The organism is Pseudomonas vranovensis (assembly GCF_040438935.1).
GTDB classification, from domain to species: Bacteria; Pseudomonadota; Gammaproteobacteria; order Pseudomonadales; family Pseudomonadaceae; genus Aquipseudomonas; species Aquipseudomonas vranovensis.
Map to the genome: position 1 here is coordinate 1,269,914 of NZ_CP159259.1, position 16,968 is coordinate 1,286,881.

General features: G+C 60.8%; 22 protein-coding genes, 2 tRNA genes and 1 pseudogene. 17 read left to right on the forward strand and 8 right to left on the reverse strand.

Features of this window, described 5'->3' with window-relative positions; all coding sequences use genetic code 11:
- Positions 1 to 80 precede the first annotated feature (80 nt).
- Positions 81 to 323: a hypothetical protein gene (locus ABVN19_RS05895; RefSeq protein WP_028941650.1), complete on the forward strand. Its 243-nt coding sequence runs from the start codon at positions 81 to 83 to the stop codon at positions 321 to 323.
- Between the two features lie 31 nt (positions 324 to 354).
- Complete coding sequence (locus ABVN19_RS05900) at positions 355 to 1,104, forward strand: TerC family protein (RefSeq protein WP_028941651.1); 750 nt, start codon at positions 355 to 357, stop codon at positions 1,102 to 1,104.
- An 84-nt stretch (positions 1,105 to 1,188) separates the two neighbouring features.
- Here ABVN19_RS05900 and ABVN19_RS05905 read toward each other — a convergent pair whose 3' ends face one another.
- Positions 1,189 to 1,365: a hypothetical protein gene (locus ABVN19_RS05905; RefSeq protein ID WP_167332081.1), complete on the reverse strand. Its 177-nt coding sequence runs from the start codon at positions 1,363 to 1,365 to the stop codon at positions 1,189 to 1,191.
- 161 nt (positions 1,366 to 1,526) lie between these two features.
- Between ABVN19_RS05905 and ABVN19_RS05910 the strand changes: the two genes are divergently transcribed.
- Positions 1,527 to 2,267 carry a PA2778 family cysteine peptidase gene (locus tag ABVN19_RS05910; RefSeq protein ID WP_028941652.1) on the forward strand — a complete coding sequence of 247 codons (741 nt, stop codon included), beginning with the start codon at positions 1,527 to 1,529 and terminating at the stop codon, positions 2,265 to 2,267.
- A gap of 21 nt (positions 2,268 to 2,288) precedes the next feature.
- Here the strand turns inward: ABVN19_RS05910 and ABVN19_RS05915 are convergent, their stop codons facing one another.
- Positions 2,289 to 3,572, reverse strand: coding sequence for an FAD-binding oxidoreductase (locus ABVN19_RS05915; RefSeq protein ID WP_028941653.1), 1,284 nt, complete (start codon positions 3,570 to 3,572; stop codon positions 2,289 to 2,291).
- 187 nt (positions 3,573 to 3,759) lie between these two features.
- Here ABVN19_RS05915 and ABVN19_RS05920 point away from each other — a divergent pair.
- The 5 genes from ABVN19_RS05920 to ABVN19_RS05940 all read left to right on the forward strand — a co-directional run bounded on the left by ABVN19_RS05920 (position 3,760) and on the right by ABVN19_RS05940 (position 5,516).
- Positions 3,760 to 3,836 (forward strand) — tRNA-Val (locus ABVN19_RS05920).
- A 157-nt stretch (positions 3,837 to 3,993) separates the two neighbouring features.
- Positions 3,994 to 4,070: transfer RNA gene (locus ABVN19_RS05925), tRNA-Val, on the forward strand.
- Positions 4,071 to 4,279: 209 nt separating this feature from the next.
- Positions 4,280 to 4,849, forward strand: a complete 570-nt coding sequence (locus ABVN19_RS05930) for an SPOR domain-containing protein (protein WP_028941654.1) — start codon at positions 4,280 to 4,282, stop codon at positions 4,847 to 4,849.
- 53 nt (positions 4,850 to 4,902) lie between these two features.
- Positions 4,903 to 5,076, forward strand: coding sequence for a hypothetical protein (locus ABVN19_RS05935; RefSeq protein ID WP_156905589.1), 174 nt, complete (start codon positions 4,903 to 4,905; stop codon positions 5,074 to 5,076).
- Between the two features lie 14 nt (positions 5,077 to 5,090).
- Positions 5,091 to 5,516: a bifunctional (p)ppGpp synthetase/guanosine-3',5'-bis(diphosphate) 3'-pyrophosphohydrolase gene (locus ABVN19_RS05940; protein ID WP_028941655.1), complete on the forward strand. Its 426-nt coding sequence runs from the start codon at positions 5,091 to 5,093 to the stop codon at positions 5,514 to 5,516.
- A 3-nt stretch (positions 5,517 to 5,519) separates the two neighbouring features.
- Here the strand turns inward: ABVN19_RS05940 and ABVN19_RS05945 are convergent, their stop codons facing one another.
- The 3 genes from ABVN19_RS05945 to ABVN19_RS05955 form a co-directional block, all read right to left on the reverse strand.
- Positions 5,520 to 6,212, reverse strand: a complete 693-nt coding sequence (locus ABVN19_RS05945) for an endonuclease I family protein (protein WP_028941656.1) — start codon at positions 6,210 to 6,212, stop codon at positions 5,520 to 5,522.
- Between the two features lie 6 nt (positions 6,213 to 6,218).
- Positions 6,219 to 6,488 (reverse strand): DUF1654 domain-containing protein, encoded by a 270-nt coding sequence (locus ABVN19_RS05950; protein ID WP_028941657.1) that lies wholly within the window; start codon positions 6,486 to 6,488, stop codon positions 6,219 to 6,221.
- 153 nt (positions 6,489 to 6,641) lie between these two features.
- Positions 6,642 to 7,730: an asparaginase gene (locus tag ABVN19_RS05955; RefSeq protein WP_028941658.1), complete on the reverse strand. Its 1,089-nt coding sequence runs from the start codon at positions 7,728 to 7,730 to the stop codon at positions 6,642 to 6,644.
- Positions 7,731 to 8,066: 336 nt separating this feature from the next.
- Between ABVN19_RS05955 and ABVN19_RS05960 the strand changes: the two genes are divergently transcribed.
- From ABVN19_RS05960 to ABVN19_RS05990, 7 genes and pseudogenes are all read left to right on the forward strand, one after another.
- The gene (locus ABVN19_RS05960) at positions 8,067 to 9,023 is read left to right on the forward strand and encodes a sugar ABC transporter substrate-binding protein (RefSeq protein ID WP_028941659.1); all 957 of its coding nucleotides are present in this window, start codon (positions 8,067 to 8,069) and stop codon (positions 9,021 to 9,023) included.
- Positions 9,024 to 9,072: 49 nt separating this feature from the next.
- Entirely contained in the window at positions 9,073 to 10,623 is a 1,551-nt protein-coding gene (locus ABVN19_RS05965; RefSeq protein ID WP_028941660.1) for a sugar ABC transporter ATP-binding protein, read from the forward strand.
- A pseudogene (locus tag ABVN19_RS05970) lies at positions 10,620 to 11,585 on the forward strand (ABC transporter permease); the annotation flags it as partial. The gene ABVN19_RS05965 and the pseudogene ABVN19_RS05970, both read left to right, overlap by 4 nt.
- A 32-nt stretch (positions 11,586 to 11,617) precedes the next feature.
- Entirely contained in the window at positions 11,618 to 12,640 is a 1,023-nt protein-coding gene (locus tag ABVN19_RS05975; protein WP_028941662.1) for a LacI family DNA-binding transcriptional regulator, read from the forward strand.
- Between the two features lie 13 nt (positions 12,641 to 12,653).
- The gene (gene rbsK, locus ABVN19_RS05980; protein WP_028941663.1) at positions 12,654 to 13,562 is read left to right on the forward strand and encodes a ribokinase; all 909 of its coding nucleotides are present in this window, start codon (positions 12,654 to 12,656) and stop codon (positions 13,560 to 13,562) included.
- Complete coding sequence (rbsD, locus tag ABVN19_RS05985; protein ID WP_028941664.1) at positions 13,559 to 13,963, forward strand: D-ribose pyranase; 405 nt, start codon at positions 13,559 to 13,561, stop codon at positions 13,961 to 13,963. Before rbsK ends, rbsD begins: the two co-directional genes overlap by 4 nt.
- 38 nt (positions 13,964 to 14,001) lie before the next feature.
- A complete protein-coding gene (locus ABVN19_RS05990) occupies positions 14,002 to 14,976 on the forward strand; it encodes a nucleoside hydrolase (RefSeq protein WP_028941665.1) in 975 nt (324 codons plus the stop codon).
- Here the strand turns inward: ABVN19_RS05990 and ABVN19_RS05995 are convergent.
- Positions 14,948 to 15,154, reverse strand: coding sequence for a hypothetical protein (locus tag ABVN19_RS05995; protein WP_028941666.1), 207 nt, complete (start codon positions 15,152 to 15,154; stop codon positions 14,948 to 14,950). The genes ABVN19_RS05990 and ABVN19_RS05995 overlap by 29 nt on opposite strands.
- A 192-nt stretch (positions 15,155 to 15,346) precedes the next feature.
- Between ABVN19_RS05995 and ABVN19_RS06000 the strand changes: the two genes are divergently transcribed.
- A complete protein-coding gene (locus ABVN19_RS06000; RefSeq protein WP_105641799.1) occupies positions 15,347 to 15,649 on the forward strand; it encodes a hypothetical protein in 303 nt (100 codons plus the stop codon).
- Positions 15,650 to 15,791: 142 nt separating this feature from the next.
- The gene (locus tag ABVN19_RS06005; protein ID WP_028941668.1) at positions 15,792 to 16,103 is read left to right on the forward strand and encodes an I78 family peptidase inhibitor; all 312 of its coding nucleotides are present in this window, start codon (positions 15,792 to 15,794) and stop codon (positions 16,101 to 16,103) included.
- Positions 16,104 to 16,208: 105 nt separating this feature from the next.
- On the opposite strand, the gene ABVN19_RS06010 is transcribed toward ABVN19_RS06005, so the two are convergent.
- Entirely contained in the window at positions 16,209 to 16,421 is a 213-nt protein-coding gene (locus tag ABVN19_RS06010) for a cold-shock protein (protein ID WP_007956027.1), read from the reverse strand.
- Between the two features lie 160 nt (positions 16,422 to 16,581).
- On the reverse strand, positions 16,582 to 16,875 hold the full coding sequence (locus ABVN19_RS06015; protein WP_028941669.1) for a hypothetical protein: 294 nt from the start codon (positions 16,873 to 16,875) through the stop codon (positions 16,582 to 16,584).
- Between the last annotated feature and the right edge of the window lie 93 nt (positions 16,876 to 16,968).

Genomic DNA, 16,968 nt, shown 5'->3' on the forward strand with positions numbered 1-16,968 from the left:
GATGTATCCAGATATTTAGAATCCCCAGCCATCACGGTGCTGCTGACTGGGCACTGATTCATTTGCACGGAGATCCACAGATGCTTCACTTCAAATCCATCGGTACACCCCTGGTGTTGCTGCTGGCCCTGTTGGCCATGAGCGGTTGCGAGCAGGCGGAAAAGTCCGCCCAGCAGATGCTCAACCAGGCAGCGGAGTCGGCCAAGGAGGCCATCGATAAAACCAACGACGCGGCCCAGCAGGCCCTGAGTGAAGCCACGGGCTCCCAGGGTGGCGACAAGGCCGGCAAATCCGAGCGCGATGACAGCGCTCAAGAAATCTGACCCACCCCTTACCTCGATTCAGGATTGATTCATGGAATACTTGTTGGAACTCGCTGCAAGCCCGACCGCCTGGGTAGCCCTGGCCACCCTGGTGGCCATGGAGATCGTGCTGGGCATCGATAACCTGATTTTCATCTCTATCCTGACCAACAAGCTGCCGGTGGAATTTCGTTCCAAGGCGCGACGCATCGGTATCAGCATGGCGCTGATCATGCGCCTGGGCCTGCTGAGCACCGTGGCCTGGATCGTCCAGCTGACCGAACCCGTGGTCGATGTGTTCGGGCATACCTTCTCCTGGAAGGACATGATCCTGATCGCCGGTGGCCTGTTCCTGTTGTGGAAAGCGACCAAGGAGATCCACGAGAGCGTCGATCCACGCGCCCAGGCTGAAGCCAAGGCGTCCTCGACCATCACCCTGGGCTTTGCCGCTGCCATCGGTCAGATCCTGATCCTGGATATCGTCTTCTCGATCGACAGCATCATTACCGCCGTGGGCATGACCGAGCACCTGCCGATCATGATCATTGCTGTGATCAGTGCCGTGATCGTGATGCTGGTAGCGGCTGACCCGCTGGCCAAGTTCATCAACGACAACCCGACCGTGGTGATGCTGGCCCTGGGCTTCCTGATCATGATCGGCATGACCCTGATCGCCGAGGGCTTCGGCGCCCACGTACCGAAAGGCTATGTGTATGCGGCGATGGCGTTCTCGACGGCGATCGAGGTGCTGAACATCATGTCGCGTCGGGCACGGTTGAAGCGTGAGGCGACTGAAAGCTGATAACCGGTTGATAAGCGTGAATCGCGGGGCAAGCCCGCTCCCACACAGCGTGGGAGCGGGCTTGCCCCGCGATGCTTTCAGGGATCAATGCGCATCGGCATGCCGGCGACTGCGCCGGGCAGGTACAGGCTCGTTGCTCTTTTTCGGCAAGGTAGGGTGTGGGTGATGACGGCGGGCAATCCGCAGGACGCCCCATAGCATGGCGGCGGCGACGCTCAACCAGGCGCCGACCAGCATCAGGATTGCCATTGTCAGGCTCATGTATGCCTCCTCAGGTCCCTGGCCAGCCCTTGATGCTGGTCGCGCGGACACCCCTGTAGTCTAGCCGAAGGCATGTTGCAGGCCATGGACCGATGGTCTAGCCCCTTGGGTTACTTTGTTCTAAGCCCCCACCGGGCTATACCCGCACCGCCTGCCAGCCTATGATCGCAACCCAGGGCCGGGCGCTGTCTGCCGGGCATCAGCACAAGCGAATGTTCATGCTGCCACTGTCTTTCTCATGTTCCTCCCCGCGTCGCCTGTTGGCGGCCTGTGCGCTGGCTGTTGCGCTGGTGGGGTGTGCCAGCCAGCCACCGGCCCCGATCAAGGACGGTCTGGCGCAGCGCGTCGAAATCGGTTCGGTGCCGTTCTACCGCGGCAATGCCAATCAGAGCGCGCCAATGGCGCTGGCGGCCATGCTGTCGCAACAGGGGGTGCGTATTACGCCAGGTTTGCTTGAGCAGCAGTTGGGCCTGCCTCAGGGCGTGGATAAACTGCAGGACTCGATGCAGAACGTTGCCCGTCAATACGGCATGGTGGTTTACCCGCTGGAGCCGAAACTCAACGCTTTGCTGGCGCAGGTGTCGGCCGGCAATCCGGTGCTGCTGCGTTATTCCGAAGGCTCGACGTTCTGGGCGCAGCCACGCTATGCCTTGATGGTCGGTTACGACCGCTACAAGCAGCGTGTACTGCTGCGCTCCGGTAATCACAGGCGCATGCTGATGGACTTCGATGATTTCACGTCGGCGTGGAGCGAGGAGGGGGGGTGGGCGGTACTGGTGCAGCAGCCAGGCCAATTGCCGGCCCAGGTAGATCGTAATCGTTGGCTCAAGGCGGCCAATGACCTGGCCCAGGCGGGCCAGGAACAAGCGGCCCGGCAGGCCGTCAGCGCCCTGGGCCAGTGACGGCGCAAGCCGGGTTCTGGCTTAGAAGCCCAGGCGGTCGCGCAGGCTGTAGTACCAGGCGCCGAGGGCACTGAACGGTACGCGCAGCATCTGGCCACCCGGGAACGGGTAGTGCGGCAGCTCGGCAAAGGCGTCGAATCGCTCGGCCTGGCCACGCAGGGCTTCAGCCAGCACCTTGCCCGCCAGGTGGGTGTAGGTGACGCCGTGGCCACTGCAACCCTGGGAGTAGTAGATGTTGTCGCCCAGGCGGCCCACTTGCGGCAGGCGCGACAGGGTCAGCAGGAAGTTACCGGTCCAGGCGTAGTCGATCTTCACGTCCTTGAGCTGTGGGAAGGCCTTGAGCATCTTCGGACGGATGATCGCTTCGATGTTGGCCGGGTCGCGCGCACCGTAGACCACACCGCCGCCGAAGATCAGGCGCTTGTCGCCGGTCAGGCGGTAGTAGTCGAGCAGGTAGTTGCAGTCTTCGACGCAGTAGTCTTGTGGCAGCAGCTGACGTGCGAGGTCTTCGCCCAGTGGCTCGGTGGTGATGACCTGGGTGCCGCACGGCATGGACTTGGCGGCCAGCTCCGGCACCAGGTTGCCGAGGTAGGCATTACCGGCAACGATGATGAACTTGGCGCGCACTTTACCTTGCGGGGTATGGACGACAGGGTTGGCGCCACGCTCGATGCGCACGGCCGGGGACTGCTCGTAGATCTTGCCGCCCAGCGACTCGACCGCGGCAGCTTCGCCCAGGGCCAGGTTCAGCGGGTGGATATGACCGCCACTCATGTCGAGCATGCCGCCCAGGTACTGGTCGCAATCGACCACTTCACGGATACGCTTCTGGTCCATCAGTTCCAGCTGGGTGTGGCCGAAACGTTCCCACAGGCGTTTTTGCGATTCCAGGTGGCCCATCTGCTTGGCGGTCAGGGCTGCGAACACACCGCCGTCCTTAAGGTCGCACTGGATGTTGTACTTGGCCACGCGCTCACGAATGATACGGCCGCCTTCAAAGGCCATATGGCCGAGCAGTTGCGCCTGCTTGGGGCCGACGGTGCGCTCGATCACGTCGATGTCACGGCTATAACTGTTGACGATCTGGCCGCCGTTGCGGCCCGACGCGCCGAAACCAACCTTGGCAGCTTCCAGCACGGTTACACTAAAGCCCGCTTCCAGCAGGAACAGTGCGCTGGACAGACCGGTGTAGCCGGCGCCGATCACGCAGACGTCGGTCTGGACCTCTTCCTGCAACGCCGGGCGCGGCGGTACCGGATTGGCCGATGCGGCGTAGTAGGATTGAGGGTAGGGGGTATTGGCCATGCTGCGAAACCTCTGTTTTATATTTTTTACGACTGTACCGATGCTATCAATAATAATAAACACCCGCTAGTCGTGTGTTGAAAATCCTTTACTGGGGGTTTTCATAAATATTTTTAAGATTCAGTGGCTTAGCGTGAAAAAAAGAGTTGACACTGTCAGCCGATTCCGTAGAATGCCGCCCCACAGCAGGCGCATAGCTCAGTTGGTTAGAGCACCACCTTGACATGGTGGGGGTCGTTGGTTCGAGTCCAATTGTGCCTACCAAATCAAATCCGCCCCTGCTGGCGGTACCAGGAAGGCGATCCGCAAGGGTCGCCTTTTTTGTTTTGGGCGGGTTTGCTCGAAAGACTAAAGCTGCTGATTTTTTTATGAAATTTCGCTTTACGACAGGTACATGCCTGCGTATTATGCGCCCCACAGCAGGCACATAGCTCAGTTGGTTAGAGCACCACCTTGACATGGTGGGGGTCGTTGGTTCGAGTCCAATTGTGCCTACCAAATCTCGACAGAAAGGGCGATCCGAAAGGATCGCCCTTTTTGCATTCCGGTTTCCTGAATGCGGTAGCCGCTGCCGCCAGGCTGCGATCAACTGTGCAACTGCCGCCGATGCAAGTATTGCGGTCGCTTCGCGCCCGATCGCAGCCCGACCGCAGCGGCTACGCCCCATAAATGCTAGAATCCGCCGCTTGTATTCAGGAGATAGACGCGTGCGCAAAGTGGCGATGGTAATGGCAGTTCTGGCGCTGGCCGGCTGTGAAAACGAAATCGAAGGTGTTCACAAGCAGATTGCCGAACAGCTGCCAAACCCCAAGACAGCCAAGTTCGCCAACGTACGGACCGACACTCAGGGTGATATCTGTGGCCAGGTGCGTACCAAGGACGATACCGGCACCTTCCTGCCATACCGCAGCTACGTGGCAATCAAGGGTACCGACGGCTACGAGATTCTCCTCGCCGACAAGGGTAGCAACCTGCGTATTCGCGAAATCTGCGGCGGTGCCGATCTGCAGCGCCGCGCCGACGCCCTGGCTGACCAGCCCGCCCCTGAAGGCTGGGATGTCGAGATTGTCCAGGGCCCGAACATGGGCGCCCTGAGCGACATGACCGCACGCCTGATCGAGAAGCAGATTCCGTCTTCGGTCGCCTATCGCGACGGTAAGCCGGTGGTGCTGCTTGGCCCGTTCGCGACCAAAGCCGAGGCCGAATCGCGGCAAGACGATGTGATGGCGCGCCTGGGGACTGACTCGGTGATCATCCAGCACGGTGCGACGCGCTAGCCAGCATCTTTCCCGGCCCCGTACACTCACGGCTCAACGCAAGGAGAGCCGTGATGAAGAAAGCATCCCCCGTCATTACCCTGCAGCGTGCCACCGAACAGCATGTTCAGGGGTTGTGCAAGTGCCATGGCTTTGAAGTCGAAGGACAATTGCTTGACTATGCTTTGTGTGGCGGCGGGTTGACCGATGTCTACAGCATGGCGCGTCGTGAATGGCGCGGGCGTTGAGTGGGAGGGGCCTAATGTCGACGTTGGAACGGGCCATTGCGGTGGCGGCAAAGGCGCACGAAGGGCAGCACGACAAGGGTGGTGCTGCATATATTCTGCATCCATTGCGGGTGATGCTGCGGGTATCGACCGTAGAGCAGCGCATTGTCGCGGTGCTGCACGATGTGCTTGAAGATTCGCCCATGACCCTGTCGGACCTGGCCCGTGAAGGTTTCGCCCTGAAGATTCTGGCGGCGGTGCAAGCGTTGAGTCGGCGCGATAACGAAAGCTACGAAGCCTTCGTCATCCGCCTGGGAGGCGACCCGCTGGCGCGGGTGGTCAAGCTGGCAGACCTTGCCGACAACAGCGACCTGACGCGCATCGCCATTCCCGGCCCTGAAGACATGGCTCGCCTGGCCCGCTACCAGCAGGCCAGTGCCTACCTGCAAGCACTGGCCTGAGCCTCAGCCGCACGCGCTGAGGTTCACTGGGCCGACAAAGTCATTCCCGCGACCCATCACGCAGGCCACCCGCTGATTGCGCTGGCGTTCCCAGCCCTGCGGCGGGTAGGTCTTGTTCCAGGCTTCGTACAATTGTCGGTCCTGCTTGGACAGCTTCAAGTTGTACTGCTTGCTCATATAGAAGTAGGTGCGTGCGATCATCCCGCGAATCGACGGGCGAGGCATGACCTTCTTGGCCTTGAAGTCCACCTGGGTCAGGCACGAGCCGTATTGCCCGCGCTGCTCGGGCAGCCAGCCGAAGCTGAAGTTGCTGCGATCACCGTTCACTTCGCCGATACTCGGCACCAGGTTGTGCAGGTCGGCTTCGGCGCGCTGGAAGACCTTGTCGTTGCGCGCGCAATTTTTGCGCCCACCGTCCTGCCAGCACTGGCGCTGGTGGCCGATCTGCCATGCAGGGACAATGTGTTCCCACTCGATGCGCGAGGCGCGGTTGGCATTCTTGCGGGGTACATAACCGCAGGCAGCGAGATCGACCTTGTTGCCGTTGTACTTGCAGCCACAATAGAACTCGGTGGACTGCGGCGCATACAGGCGCCAGGCAACCTTCTTGGCTTCGCTGAAGGTGCGTGGTGCATCGGCATGGGCGGCCGTGACACTGAACAGCAGGCAAGCGACTGCAAAAAACGAAACGCTCATGCGCAATCAATCTTCCTTCGGCACAACCCAGAAAATCTGCACGCCACCGTCGTCGCGATAGGCGAGGGTGACGTTGTCGTTCTCGGCGATTTCTTCGAGCAGGGTTGCCCAGTCGTCGGGCGACTCATGCTCCAGGCGGAAGATCAGTGCAGCCCGCGCTTTTTGTGCGGTGGGCGAGTTGATGATTTTCTGGATGCGAATGCCCAGTTGTTCGTAACTGCTGGCAGGTGCGGAGGTGGTGGCCACGAAGCGTTCCTTGTTTTGCTGTATGCGCATACAGTATTTTACTGTGGGTCTTTTCGCAACTGCTCGTCAGTGAAAGAACGCATCGGACACCAAACCGCAGATGCTGCTGCAATCTGTTCAGTGCGATTTTGGCCGAAGGGGAGAGGCGCTGGCCCACCTGCACGGGGAGCCAGCGCATTTCACTCAGTACTCCCAGAAGATACGCTGCAGCTCTTTGCTGTCCTGGGTCTTGGTCAGGGCGACCATGGCCAGGATGCGGGCTTTCTGTGGGTTCAGGTCGTGGGCCACGACCCAGTCATTCTTGTCGTCTGGCTGCTCGGCGTTGCGCAGTACGAAGCCGCCGGCATTGACGTGGGAAGAGCGAATGATCTGCACGCCTTCCTTGCGCAGTTCCTGCAAGGTGGGCACGACGCGCGACGATACCGAACCGTTGCCGGTGCCGGCATGAATGATCGCCTTGGCGCCGTTCTGGGCCAGCGCCTTGTAGGCCGTGTCGGTCACGTTGCCGTAGCCGTAGGCGATGTCCACGGCAGGCAGGCTGCTGATTTTCTTGATGTCGAACTCCGAATCCATGGTGTGGCGCTTGGCCGGCAGGCGGAACCAGTAGGATTTGCCTTCGACCACCATACCTAGTGGGCCCCATGGGCTCTTGAAGGCTTCGGTCTTGATGTTGATGGTTTTGCTGACGTCACGACCAGACTGGATCTCGTCGTTCATGGTGACCAGCACGCCCTTGCCGCGCGACTGCTTGTCACTGGCAACGGCCACGGCGTTGTACAGGTTGAGCATGCCGTCGGCCGACATCGCGGTGCCTGGACGCATCGAGCCCACCACTACGATCGGTTTGTCGGTCTTCTCTACCAGGTTGAGGAAGTAGGCGGTTTCTTCCAGGGTGTCAGTGCCGTGGGTGATGACGATGCCGTCGACGTCCTTGCTGTCGGCAAGTTCGGCCACGCGCTTGCCCAGTTGCAGCAGGTTTTCGTTACTGATGCTCTCGGAGGCGATCTGCATCACTTGCTCGCCGCGCACGTTGGCAATGTTGGCCAGTTCCGGAACGCCGGCAATCAGCTTGTCGACGCCCAGCTTGGCCGCCTGGTAGGTCGCGCTGTTAGCGGCACTGGCGCCTGCGCCAGCAATGGTGCCGCCAGTGGCGAGAATCACGACGTTGGCCAGTTTTTGCTGATTTTCGGCTTCCTTGGCGCTGACACCAGTAGGCAGGAGCAGCAGAAGGGCCAAGGCCCCTGGGGCGAAGGAGGTAAGCGCAGCTTTCATTATTGTTCTCTCTTATTGATGGCGTTTGCTGTGTAACTCGGGGGAGGGAGCAGAAAGCGTACCAGCTCGCCCGTTAGTCGGTTTTTATACATAACTGATTGATTTAGCTATAAAAAATGATTTACGTCTTAGGCGGTTCAAGGCCCTGGATATTCGGAATTCCGAATATTGCCTGCAAGGAGTGTTCGGTTTTACGGTTGTTTTGAACGATAATTCCTACGCGCGCTATCCAGACGGTCTTCGGCAGCGGATTTGACAAAGTTTGGTTACATTTCCATAGTGAGCTAACGCAAACGTTTGCGACCCGATAAAAATCACAAGATCCGGAGTAAACCCATGAAGCTGCCGTTCCCAGGGCGCCTGCTGGCTGTCGCCGTACTCTCGACGTTTACCCTTGCCGCACCCTTGTCCCAGGCCCTGGCTGATGAAAAGCCCAAGGTTGCACTGGTAATGAAGTCGCTCGCTAACGAGTTCTTCCTGACGATGGAAGACGGTGCCAAGGCCTACCAGAAAGCCCATGCAGGTGACTTCGCGCTGATCTCCAACGGCATCAAGGACGAGACCGACTCAAGCAACCAGATTCGTATCGTCGAGCAGATGATCGTTTCCGGGGTCAATGCCCTGGTCATCGCGCCTGCCGATTCAAAGGCCCTGGTGTCGGTGGTGAAAAAGGCCATGGATGCTGGCATCACCGTGGTCAATATCGACAACCGCCTGGACCCGGAGGTGCTCAAGAGCAAAAACCTCAGCGTGCCTTTCGTCGGTCCCGATAACCGCAAGGGCGCACGTCTGGTGGGTGAGTACCTGGCCAAGGAGAAACTCAAGGCCGGTGACCAGGTAGGTATTATCGAGGGTGTCTCCACCACCACCAACGCCCAGCAGCGCACCGCAGGCTTCAAGGATGCAATGGAAGCGGCGCAGATGAAGGTGGTCTCGGTGCAGTCGGGTGACTGGGAAATTGCCAAAGGCAACGCAGTTGCCGCCTCGATGCTCAATGCGCACCCGGATATCAAGGCGTTGCTGGCCGGTAACGACAGCATGGCCCTGGGGGCGGTGTCGGCAGTGCGGGCGGCGGGCAAGGCCGGCCAGGTGCAGGTGGTCGGCTATGACAACATCAATGCGATCAAGCCGATGCTCAAGGACGGTCGCGTGCTCGCCACGGCCGATCAGTACGCGGCCAAACAGGCAGTGTTCGGCATCGAGGCGGCACTGAAGATGCTAAAGGGCGAAAAGCCTGAAGTGGATTCGGACAACGTCATTCAGACCCCGGTCGAGCTGGTCACCCAGCCGTAGTCGCACAATGTGCGCCTGCCCCACAGGGCAGGCGCCAGGAGAATCGGCAATGTCAGCGACGGCGGATGTTGTACTTTCAGTCAGCGCAATCGGCAAGACCTACGCCCAGCCCGTGCTGGGCGATATCGACTTGAGCCTGTATCGCGGCGAGGTGCTGGCGCTCACCGGCGAGAACGGAGCGGGCAAGAGCACCCTTTCCAAGATCATCGGCGGCCTTGAAGTGCCCAGCACCGGGCAGATGCATTTTCTGGGGCAGCCCTACCGACCGGGCAGTCGCGCGGCCGCCGAGCACGCGGGTGTGCGCATGGTCATGCAGGAACTCAACCTGCTGCCGACCCTGAGCGTGGCCGAGAACCTGTTTCTCGACAACCTGCCCAGTCGTGCTGGCTGGATCAACCGCAGGTGCTTGCGCCAAATGGCCCAGCAAGCCATGGCTCAGGTTGGCTTGGAGGCCATCGACCCGGATACGCCGGTTGGCGAGCTGGGTATCGGCCGTCAGCAAATGGTGGAAATTGCCCGCAATCTGGTTGGCGACTGCCGTGTGCTGATCTTCGATGAGCCGACGGCCATGCTCACCGCGCGCGAAGTCGAGTTGCTGTTCACCCAGATCGAGCGCCTGCAGCAGCGGGGCGTGGCTATCGTCTACATCTCTCACCGCCTTGAAGAGCTCAAGCGTATCGCCCAGCGCATTGCCGTGCTGCGCGACGGCAAACTGGTGTGTGTCGAGCCCATGGAGCGCTACAGCAGTGCGCAACTGGTCAACCTGATGGTGGGTCGCGAACTCGCCGAGCATATCGATCTGGGCCAGCGCCAGATTGGCGCGCCGCTCCTCAAGGTCAATGGGCTGAGTCGGGCCGACAAGGTTCGCGATGTGTCCTTTGAGGTGCGCAGGGGTGAGATTTTTGGCCTCTCGGGACTGATCGGAGCCGGGCGCACTGAGCTGCTGCGACTGATTTATGGTGCTGATCGAGCCGACAGCGGCAGTATTGAACTGGGCAGCCCCTTGCGCCCGGTACAGATCCACTCGCCGAAGTTGGCCGTGCGTGAAGGCATCGCCTTGATCACCGAAGACCGCAAGGGTGAGGGGTTGCTGTTATCGCAATCGATCAGCGCCAATATCGCCCTGGGCAACCTGCCGGCGATTTCCCGCGCTGGGGTGCTTGACGGCGCCGCCGAGCGAGCGCTTGCCCAACGGCAAATCAGCGCCATGCGCATTCGCAGCTCCAGCCCGGACCAGGTGGTGGGGGAGCTGTCCGGTGGCAACCAGCAGAAGGTAGTCATCGGCCGCTGGCTTGAGCGCGACTGCAGCGTGTTGCTGTTCGATGAGCCGACCCGCGGCATTGATGTTGGCGCCAAGTTCGATATCTACGGCCTGCTCGCCGAACTGGCGCGCCAGGGCAAGGCGCTGGTGGTGGTCTCCAGTGACCTGCGCGAGCTAATGCTGATCTGCGACCGCATTGGCGTACTCAGCGCCGGGCGCCTGGTCGACACCTTCGAGCGCGAGCACTGGACCCAGGACCAACTCCTGGCCGCGGCGTTCGCCGGCTATGAAAAACAAGATGCGCTGCTGCACGATGCAGCACCCAGGACGGCCCTATGAAAACCACTGTACCGGACACCACCGCCCCTCGCGACAAGCGCAGCGGTACCTGCTATGGCCTGGGTACCTACCTGGGCCTGGCAGGCGCATTGCTGGCCATGATCGTACTGTTCTCGCTGTTGAGCGATCACTTTCTTTCCTATGGCACCTTCAGCACCCTGGCCAACCAGATTCCCGACCTGATGGTGCTGGCGGTGGGCATGACCTTCGTCCTGATCATCGGAGGCATCGATCTGTCGGTAGGTTCAGTGCTGGCCCTGGCGGCGTCGGCGGTCAGTATGGCGATACTGGGCTGGGGCTGGAGCGTATTGCCGGCGGCCTTGCTGGGCATGGGCGTGGCGACATTGGCCGGAAGCGTCACCGGGGCAATTACGGTGGCCTGGCGGATTCCCTCGTTCATCGTTTCGCTGGGTGTGCTGGAAATGGCGCGGGGCGTGGCGTATCAACTGACCGATTCGCGTACCGCCTATATCGGAGACGCCTTCGCCTGGCTCTCCAACCCACTGGCATTCGGCGTGTCGCCGTCATTCATTATCGCCTTGCTGGTCATTGTCCTCGCCCAGTTGGTGTTGACCCGCACCGTGTTCGGCCGCTACCTGATCGGCATTGGCACCAACGAAGAGGCAGTGCGCCTGGCCGGTATCGATCCGCGCCCGTACAAGGTCCTGGTGTTCTCGCTGATGGGGATGCTCGCCGGGCTCGCGGCGCTGTTCCAGATTTCCCGCTTGGAGGCAGCTGACCCCAACGCAGGTTCCGGCCTTGAGCTGCAGGTGATCGCCGCCGTGGTCATCGGTGGCACCAGCCTGATGGGCGGGCGCGGCTCGGTGATCAGCACCTTTTTCGGCGTGTTGATTATTTCGGTGCTGGCCGCAGGGCTGGCGCAGATCGGCGCTTCGGAGCCCACCAAACGAATTATCACTGGGGCGGTCATCGTGATCGCCGTGGTCCTCGACACCTACCGTCAGCCGGCGTGCTCAGCCGGCGGAATTGAACAATGGCAACGATCAAAGATGTCGCGGCACTGGCGGGGATTTCCTACACCACCGTGTCCCATGTATTGAACAAGACTCGGCCGGTCAGCGAACAGGTGCGCCTGAAAGTGGAAGCCGCCATCGCTGAGCTCGACTATGTGCCCAGCGCCGTGGCGCGCTCGCTCAAGGCGCGAAGCACTGCCACCATCGGCTTGCTGGTGCCCAACAGCGTCAACCCGTACTTCGCCGAGCTGGCCCGAGGCATCGAGGACGGCTGCGAGCGCAAGGGGTACTGTGTGATCCTGTGCAACTCCGACGATAACCCGCAAAAACAGCGCAGCTACCTGCGCGTGCTGTTGGAAAAGCGCATCGACGGCCTGATCGTTGCCTCGGTGGGCGAAGACAGCGATTTGCTCGACAGCCTTGCTGCGGTGCGTACGCCCATGGTGATCGTCGACCGGGCGCTGGAGGGGGTTGAGGCCGACATCGTACGAATCGACCATGAGCAGGGCGCCTACCTTGCCACTCGCCACCTGCTGGACCTGGGGCATCGCGATATCGCCTGCATTGGCGGCCCGGACAACACCAGCGTCGCCCAGCTGCGCCTCGCGGGGTTCGAGCGTGCCCTGGCTGAAGCCCGGGTGACGGTGGCGCCAGAGCGTATTCTCAGCAGTGACTTCACCAGCCTGGGCGGTTACGCCGCGGCGGCGCGGTTGCTGGAGGGCCAGCACCCGACGGCGATATTTGCCGGCAACGACATGATCGGCATCGGCGTGCTGCGCGCGGCAGCCGAGCGCAACATCTGTGTGCCGAGCGAGCTGTCGGTGATCGGCTTCGATGACATCCAGCTCAGTCGCTATGTGTTTCCTGCGCTTACTACGGTGGGGCAGTCGATTCGCGAGTTGGGCGAAAGTGCCGCGGCTTTGTTGCTGTCACGCATCGCCCAGCCGCTGCGCGGTGCGCCAGAGCAGCGCATCGTTGCACCAAAGATCGTATTGCGCGAGTCGACTGCGCCGCGTCCGGACCTTTTCAATGATTACCGCTGAGAGCAACACGAACATGCAAGCCAAGGTAGTGGTGGTCGGCAGCCTGAACATGGACCTGGTGGCCCGCGCCCAGCGGCTGCCGCGCGCGGGCGAGACCCTGGCGGGCGAATCCTTCGCCACCGTCCCTGGCGGCAAGGGCGCCAACCAGGCAGTGGCCGCGGCGCGACTGGGGGCGCCGGTGGCGATGATCGGGAAGGTGGGTGACGATGCCTATGGCCAGCACCTGCGCCAGGCGCTGCTCGATGAGCAGATTGACTGCCAGGGAGTGGGCGTGTGCGCTGGGGTCTCCAGTGGCCTGGCGCTGATTGTCGTGGATGCCAGCAGTCAGAATTCCATCGTCATCATTCCCGGTGGCAATGGCCAGTTGCTGCCTGAGTCGGTGCAGGCTTTCGACCAGTTGCTGCAAGGTGCCGAGGTGATCATCTGCCAGCTGGAAGTGCCGCCAGCGACGGTCGCCTACACCCTGGCGCGCGGTCGTGCGCTGGGCAAGACGGTGATCCTCAACCCGGCGCCATGCACCGGCCCCTTGCCTCAACACTGGTACGACGCTATCGATTACCTGATCCCGAACGAGAGCGAAGCCCAGGCACTGACCGGCCTGCCAGTAGTTGACCTGACCGGCGCCGAGGTGGCGGCCAGCCATCTGCGCAACCTGGGGGTGAAAAACGTGATTGTCACCCTTGGCGCCCAGGGCGCATTGTTTGCCAGTGCTCAGGGCATGCGCCACTTTCCGGCGCCGGTGGTCCAGCCGCTGGACACCACGGCCGCTGGCGACACCTTCGTTGGTGGCTTTGCTGCAGCCCTGGCGCGGGGCATGGAAGATGGCGAGGCTATCGCGTTCGGCCAGCGCGCGGCGGCGGTGTCGGTCACTCGCGCTGGCGCCCAGCCTTCGATCCCCTATCTGGTCGAGTTGCAGTCATGAAAAAGACCGCCTTGCTCAACATAGCCCTGTCCAGGGTTGTAGCCTCCCTCGGTCATGGTGACATCCTGGTGATCGGCGACGCCGGTTTGCCGGTGCCACCCGGCGTCGAGCTGATCGACCTGGCCTTGACGCCTGGCATCCCGGACTTTGCCAGTACCTTGCGTGCCGTACTCAGCGAAATGCAGGTTGAAAGCCACGTGCTGGCCGATGAGCTGTTCAAGGCCAATCCCCCCGCCCTGACCACCATTGAACAATGTTTTGCCCATGGCCAGCTCGGCGTCCGCAACCTGCTCAGTCATGCCGAATTCAAGCAGCTCAGTCGTGGCGCCCGCGCTGTGGTGCGCACCGGTGAATGCAAGCCGTACAGCAACATCGCCTTGATCGCAGGTGTGATCTTTTAGGTGTATTCGCCAATCGTTTGCTCCAAGGAGTGCTGCTGATGTCCCTGTTGACGGCCAAGTCCGCCCAGGTTGCCCCGATCCAATTGATCATTGATACCGACCCGGGTGCTGACGATGTGGTGGCGTTGCTACTGGCCATGGCATCACCCGATGAGCTGAACATCCTCGCCATTACAACCGTGGCCGGCAACGTGCGCCTGGGCAAGACTTCGCGTAATGCGTGCCTGGCCAGGGAGTGGGGAGGGCGCGAAGACATCCCGGTATATGCCGGAGCCTCCAGGCCGTTGTTGCGCGCCCCTGTGTACGCGGCCGATATCCATGGCGAAGAGGGCGTGCCGGGTGTTGCAGTGTACGAGCCCAGGCTGGGCCTGGCTGCAGGCGGCGCGGTGCAGTACCTGATCGACATGCTCGGCAATGCCGAGTCGCGCAGTATCACAGTGGCCATGCTCGGTCCGCAGACCAATCTCGCGCTGGCACTGATCCAGGCGCCGGAGATTGCCCGGGGTATCAAGGACGTGGTGGTAATGGGCGGCACGCACTTCAATGGCGGCAATATTACGCCGGTGGCCGAATTCAACGTGTTCGCCGACCCTGAGGCGGCAGAAGTGGTGCTCAGCAGTGGCGTGAAGTTGACATACCTGCCGCTGGACGTCACCCACAAGGTGCTGACCAGCGAGGCGCGACTTCAGCAGCTGGCCGCCGTGGGCAATGCGGCCAGCGCGCGGGTGGTGGATATCCTCGATGCCTACGTTACCGCCGACATGGCGCGCTACGGCCTACCCGGCGGCCCTGTACATGACGCCAGCATGATCGCCTACCTGCTCAAGCCTGAGCTGTTTTCCGGGCGACAGATCCATATGCAGGTCGACAGCCGCGAAGGTCCGACCTATGGCCAGACCATTGCCGACTGGCATGACGCACTGGGGCAACCGGCGAATGTGATGTGGATCAACAGTGCCGATGCCCAGGGCTTTTTCGATCTGCTCAGTACGCGGCTTGGGCGTCTGGCGTAGTGTGTGCGTAGCGCTCGAAGACCTGGTCGACGAAGCTGCGCGCGGCTTCGTTACCAAGGTCTTTGACCAGCAGGTCGACGGCAATCAGCATCAGCTCTTCGGCGCTGGCGGGGCTATAGGCGCTCTGGCCTTCGGGCCATTTGACCTTGATGTCGGCATCGATGGTGTGGCTTGTCATGAACGTTTCCGGATAAAAACTGCGCGCACTGTGGGTTCAAACGCCGGGCCCTGGCGATTGAAGAGCAAGGCCAAGCTGCCATTGCCCAAGGAGTGCAGTTAATCATGTCAAGGCGCTGCAAGGCACTGCGACTTAGGCATAAGAGCAGGGGCCGTGGCAAACTAACGGTTTCCAGTTTGTCGGAAGCGCGCTGTGCAGATCGATTTGAACAACCCCGAACAGTTCACCCTTGAGGCCGTGCGCAGCATGCTTGCCGCAGGCAACAACGCCCAGCACAACCAGTTGCGGGTCAACCGCGGGGGTATTGCCTGGCTTTCCCAGGTGGTGGGTGGTCGTGAGCTCGAAGGGCTGGCCTTTCGTCTGGAAACCTGGGCAGCGGGATCCGGTTGCGTCGGTGCGCAGGCCGCGGCAGACGAGCGCTGGGTGTTGCAGGTATTCAATGCCTTGAAGAATAACTGGCCCAAACCTGCGAGCGATTACATCGACCTTTACTGAAGACAGAGAGGTCTTGCGCAAAATCCCGTGACGATTCGGTTTTTCCTTGAGCGCGCTGGCTCAGGCAGACTTGACGGGTTTTGCAACGAAAAACCAGCGAGGCTGTCAGATGGACAGCATTCTGTAATTCAAAGGAGGATTCATGTTCCGTGCATCATTGATGAGCCTGTTGGCGGTTGCCGCTCTGGCCGGTTGCAGCACAGACGGTTCTTCGTCGAAGACGACTGAGCCTGTGGCTGCGAACACTGACGGCCGTTGCCAGGCCAGTGGTGCCGGGTTCGCCGTCGGCAAGCAGGTGACCCCCCAGCTGGTGGAGCAGGCCCGCAAGGCCAGCGGTTCGCAACTGGCTCGCGCCATTGGACCTCATGATGTCATGACGCTGGAGTACCGTTCCGAGCGTTTGAATCTGAATACCGATGCCCAGGGCGTTGTCACTCGCGTCAACTGCGGCTGAATCCGACCTTTATGGCTTGTCTTGCGATCGCGATCGCAAGACAAGCCCGCGCCTACAGGCACAAAAAAACCCGTCACATGGACGGGTTTTTTTATTCGTCAGATCTTACTCTGGACGAACTTGTGCAGCCTGCATGCCCTTCTGGCCTTTTTCGGCAACGAAGGAAACGGTCTGGCCTTCCTTCAGGCTTTTGAAACCGTCGGTTTCGATAGCCTTGAAGTGAACGAACAGGTCGTCGCCGCCACCTTGTGGAGTGATGAAGCCGAAGCCTTTCTCATCGTTGAACCATTTTACGGTGCCGGTTTGGCGATTAGACATGGGTGTATCTCCAGGAAACATGATTTTCAGTAGTGCGGTGTTGCCGAGGCCAACAGGGTGCACGCCGACCATCATAGTCTAATTATGGGCTTGTAGCCCCTTTTACCTTCGCAGATTGCTGATCTGGAGCAAATTTGCGATGGATTACCTGGCCAAACGCCTATTTTTTCGGGGCGCAGGCGGCTGCAACTTTTTCTTGTGCGCGCTTCATTGTGCTGGCGTCGATGCCGTCCCGGCTGTCCAGGTCCTTGATTTCAGCATCGCTGAACTCCTTTTCGATCACTTTGCCCGCGCAAGTGCAGTGCTGTTCGGCCGCGGTTTTTGCCACGCCTTGTTGTTGCGCCTGGGCAACGCAATTGGCCTGGTAGCCTGCAGGTAGCTTTCCGGCATGGGCCCCCAGCGGCAGTAGCAGGGCAGAAGCAGCCGCCAGGGCCAGAAGAGACTGAAGTCGCATAACCAAACACTCCTTGGGGTCGAGTCTCACAAGAGTAGGACGCTTCACAAACTCTGAGCGGAAAAAATCCGCGCAAGTTCACCCCAAAGGCGT

What these genes read in the sequence shown, in the direction of transcription:
- ABVN19_RS05895 (WP_028941650.1), top strand. Translation starts at nt 81, where the DNA reads ATGCTTCACTTCAAATCCATCGGTACACCCCTGGTGTTGCTGCTGGCC.
- ABVN19_RS05900 (WP_028941651.1), top strand. Translation starts at nt 355, where the DNA reads ATGGAATACTTGTTGGAACTCGCTGCAAGCCCGACCGCCTGGGTAGCC.
- ABVN19_RS05905 (WP_167332081.1), bottom strand. Translation starts at nt 1,365, where the DNA reads ATGAGCCTGACAATGGCAATCCTGATGCTGGTCGGCGCCTGGTTGAGC.
- ABVN19_RS05910 (WP_028941652.1), top strand. Translation starts at nt 1,527, where the DNA reads ATGATCGCAACCCAGGGCCGGGCGCTGTCTGCCGGGCATCAGCACAAG.
- ABVN19_RS05915 (WP_028941653.1), bottom strand. Translation starts at nt 3,572, where the DNA reads ATGGCCAATACCCCCTACCCTCAATCCTACTACGCCGCATCGGCCAAT.
- ABVN19_RS05935 (WP_156905589.1), top strand. Translation starts at nt 4,903, where the DNA reads ATGAAGAAAGCATCCCCCGTCATTACCCTGCAGCGTGCCACCGAACAG.
- ABVN19_RS05940 (WP_028941655.1), top strand. Translation starts at nt 5,091, where the DNA reads ATGTCGACGTTGGAACGGGCCATTGCGGTGGCGGCAAAGGCGCACGAA.
- ABVN19_RS05945 (WP_028941656.1), bottom strand. Translation starts at nt 6,212, where the DNA reads ATGAGCGTTTCGTTTTTTGCAGTCGCTTGCCTGCTGTTCAGTGTCACG.
- ABVN19_RS05950 (WP_028941657.1), bottom strand. Translation starts at nt 6,488, where the DNA reads ATGCGCATACAGCAAAACAAGGAACGCTTCGTGGCCACCACCTCCGCA.
- ABVN19_RS05955 (WP_028941658.1), bottom strand. Translation starts at nt 7,730, where the DNA reads ATGAAAGCTGCGCTTACCTCCTTCGCCCCAGGGGCCTTGGCCCTTCTG.
- ABVN19_RS05960 (WP_028941659.1), top strand. Translation starts at nt 8,067, where the DNA reads ATGAAGCTGCCGTTCCCAGGGCGCCTGCTGGCTGTCGCCGTACTCTCG.
- ABVN19_RS05965 (WP_028941660.1), top strand. Translation starts at nt 9,073, where the DNA reads ATGTCAGCGACGGCGGATGTTGTACTTTCAGTCAGCGCAATCGGCAAG.
- ABVN19_RS05975 (WP_028941662.1), top strand. Translation starts at nt 11,618, where the DNA reads ATGGCAACGATCAAAGATGTCGCGGCACTGGCGGGGATTTCCTACACC.
- rbsK (WP_028941663.1), top strand. Translation starts at nt 12,654, where the DNA reads ATGCAAGCCAAGGTAGTGGTGGTCGGCAGCCTGAACATGGACCTGGTG.
- rbsD (WP_028941664.1), top strand. Translation starts at nt 13,559, where the DNA reads ATGAAAAAGACCGCCTTGCTCAACATAGCCCTGTCCAGGGTTGTAGCC.
- ABVN19_RS05990 (WP_028941665.1), top strand. Translation starts at nt 14,002, where the DNA reads ATGTCCCTGTTGACGGCCAAGTCCGCCCAGGTTGCCCCGATCCAATTG.
- ABVN19_RS05995 (WP_028941666.1), bottom strand. Translation starts at nt 15,154, where the DNA reads ATGACAAGCCACACCATCGATGCCGACATCAAGGTCAAATGGCCCGAA.
- ABVN19_RS06005 (WP_028941668.1), top strand. Translation starts at nt 15,792, where the DNA reads ATGTTCCGTGCATCATTGATGAGCCTGTTGGCGGTTGCCGCTCTGGCC.
- ABVN19_RS06010 (WP_007956027.1), bottom strand. Translation starts at nt 16,421, where the DNA reads ATGTCTAATCGCCAAACCGGCACCGTAAAATGGTTCAACGATGAGAAA.
- ABVN19_RS06015 (WP_028941669.1), bottom strand. Translation starts at nt 16,875, where the DNA reads ATGCGACTTCAGTCTCTTCTGGCCCTGGCGGCTGCTTCTGCCCTGCTA.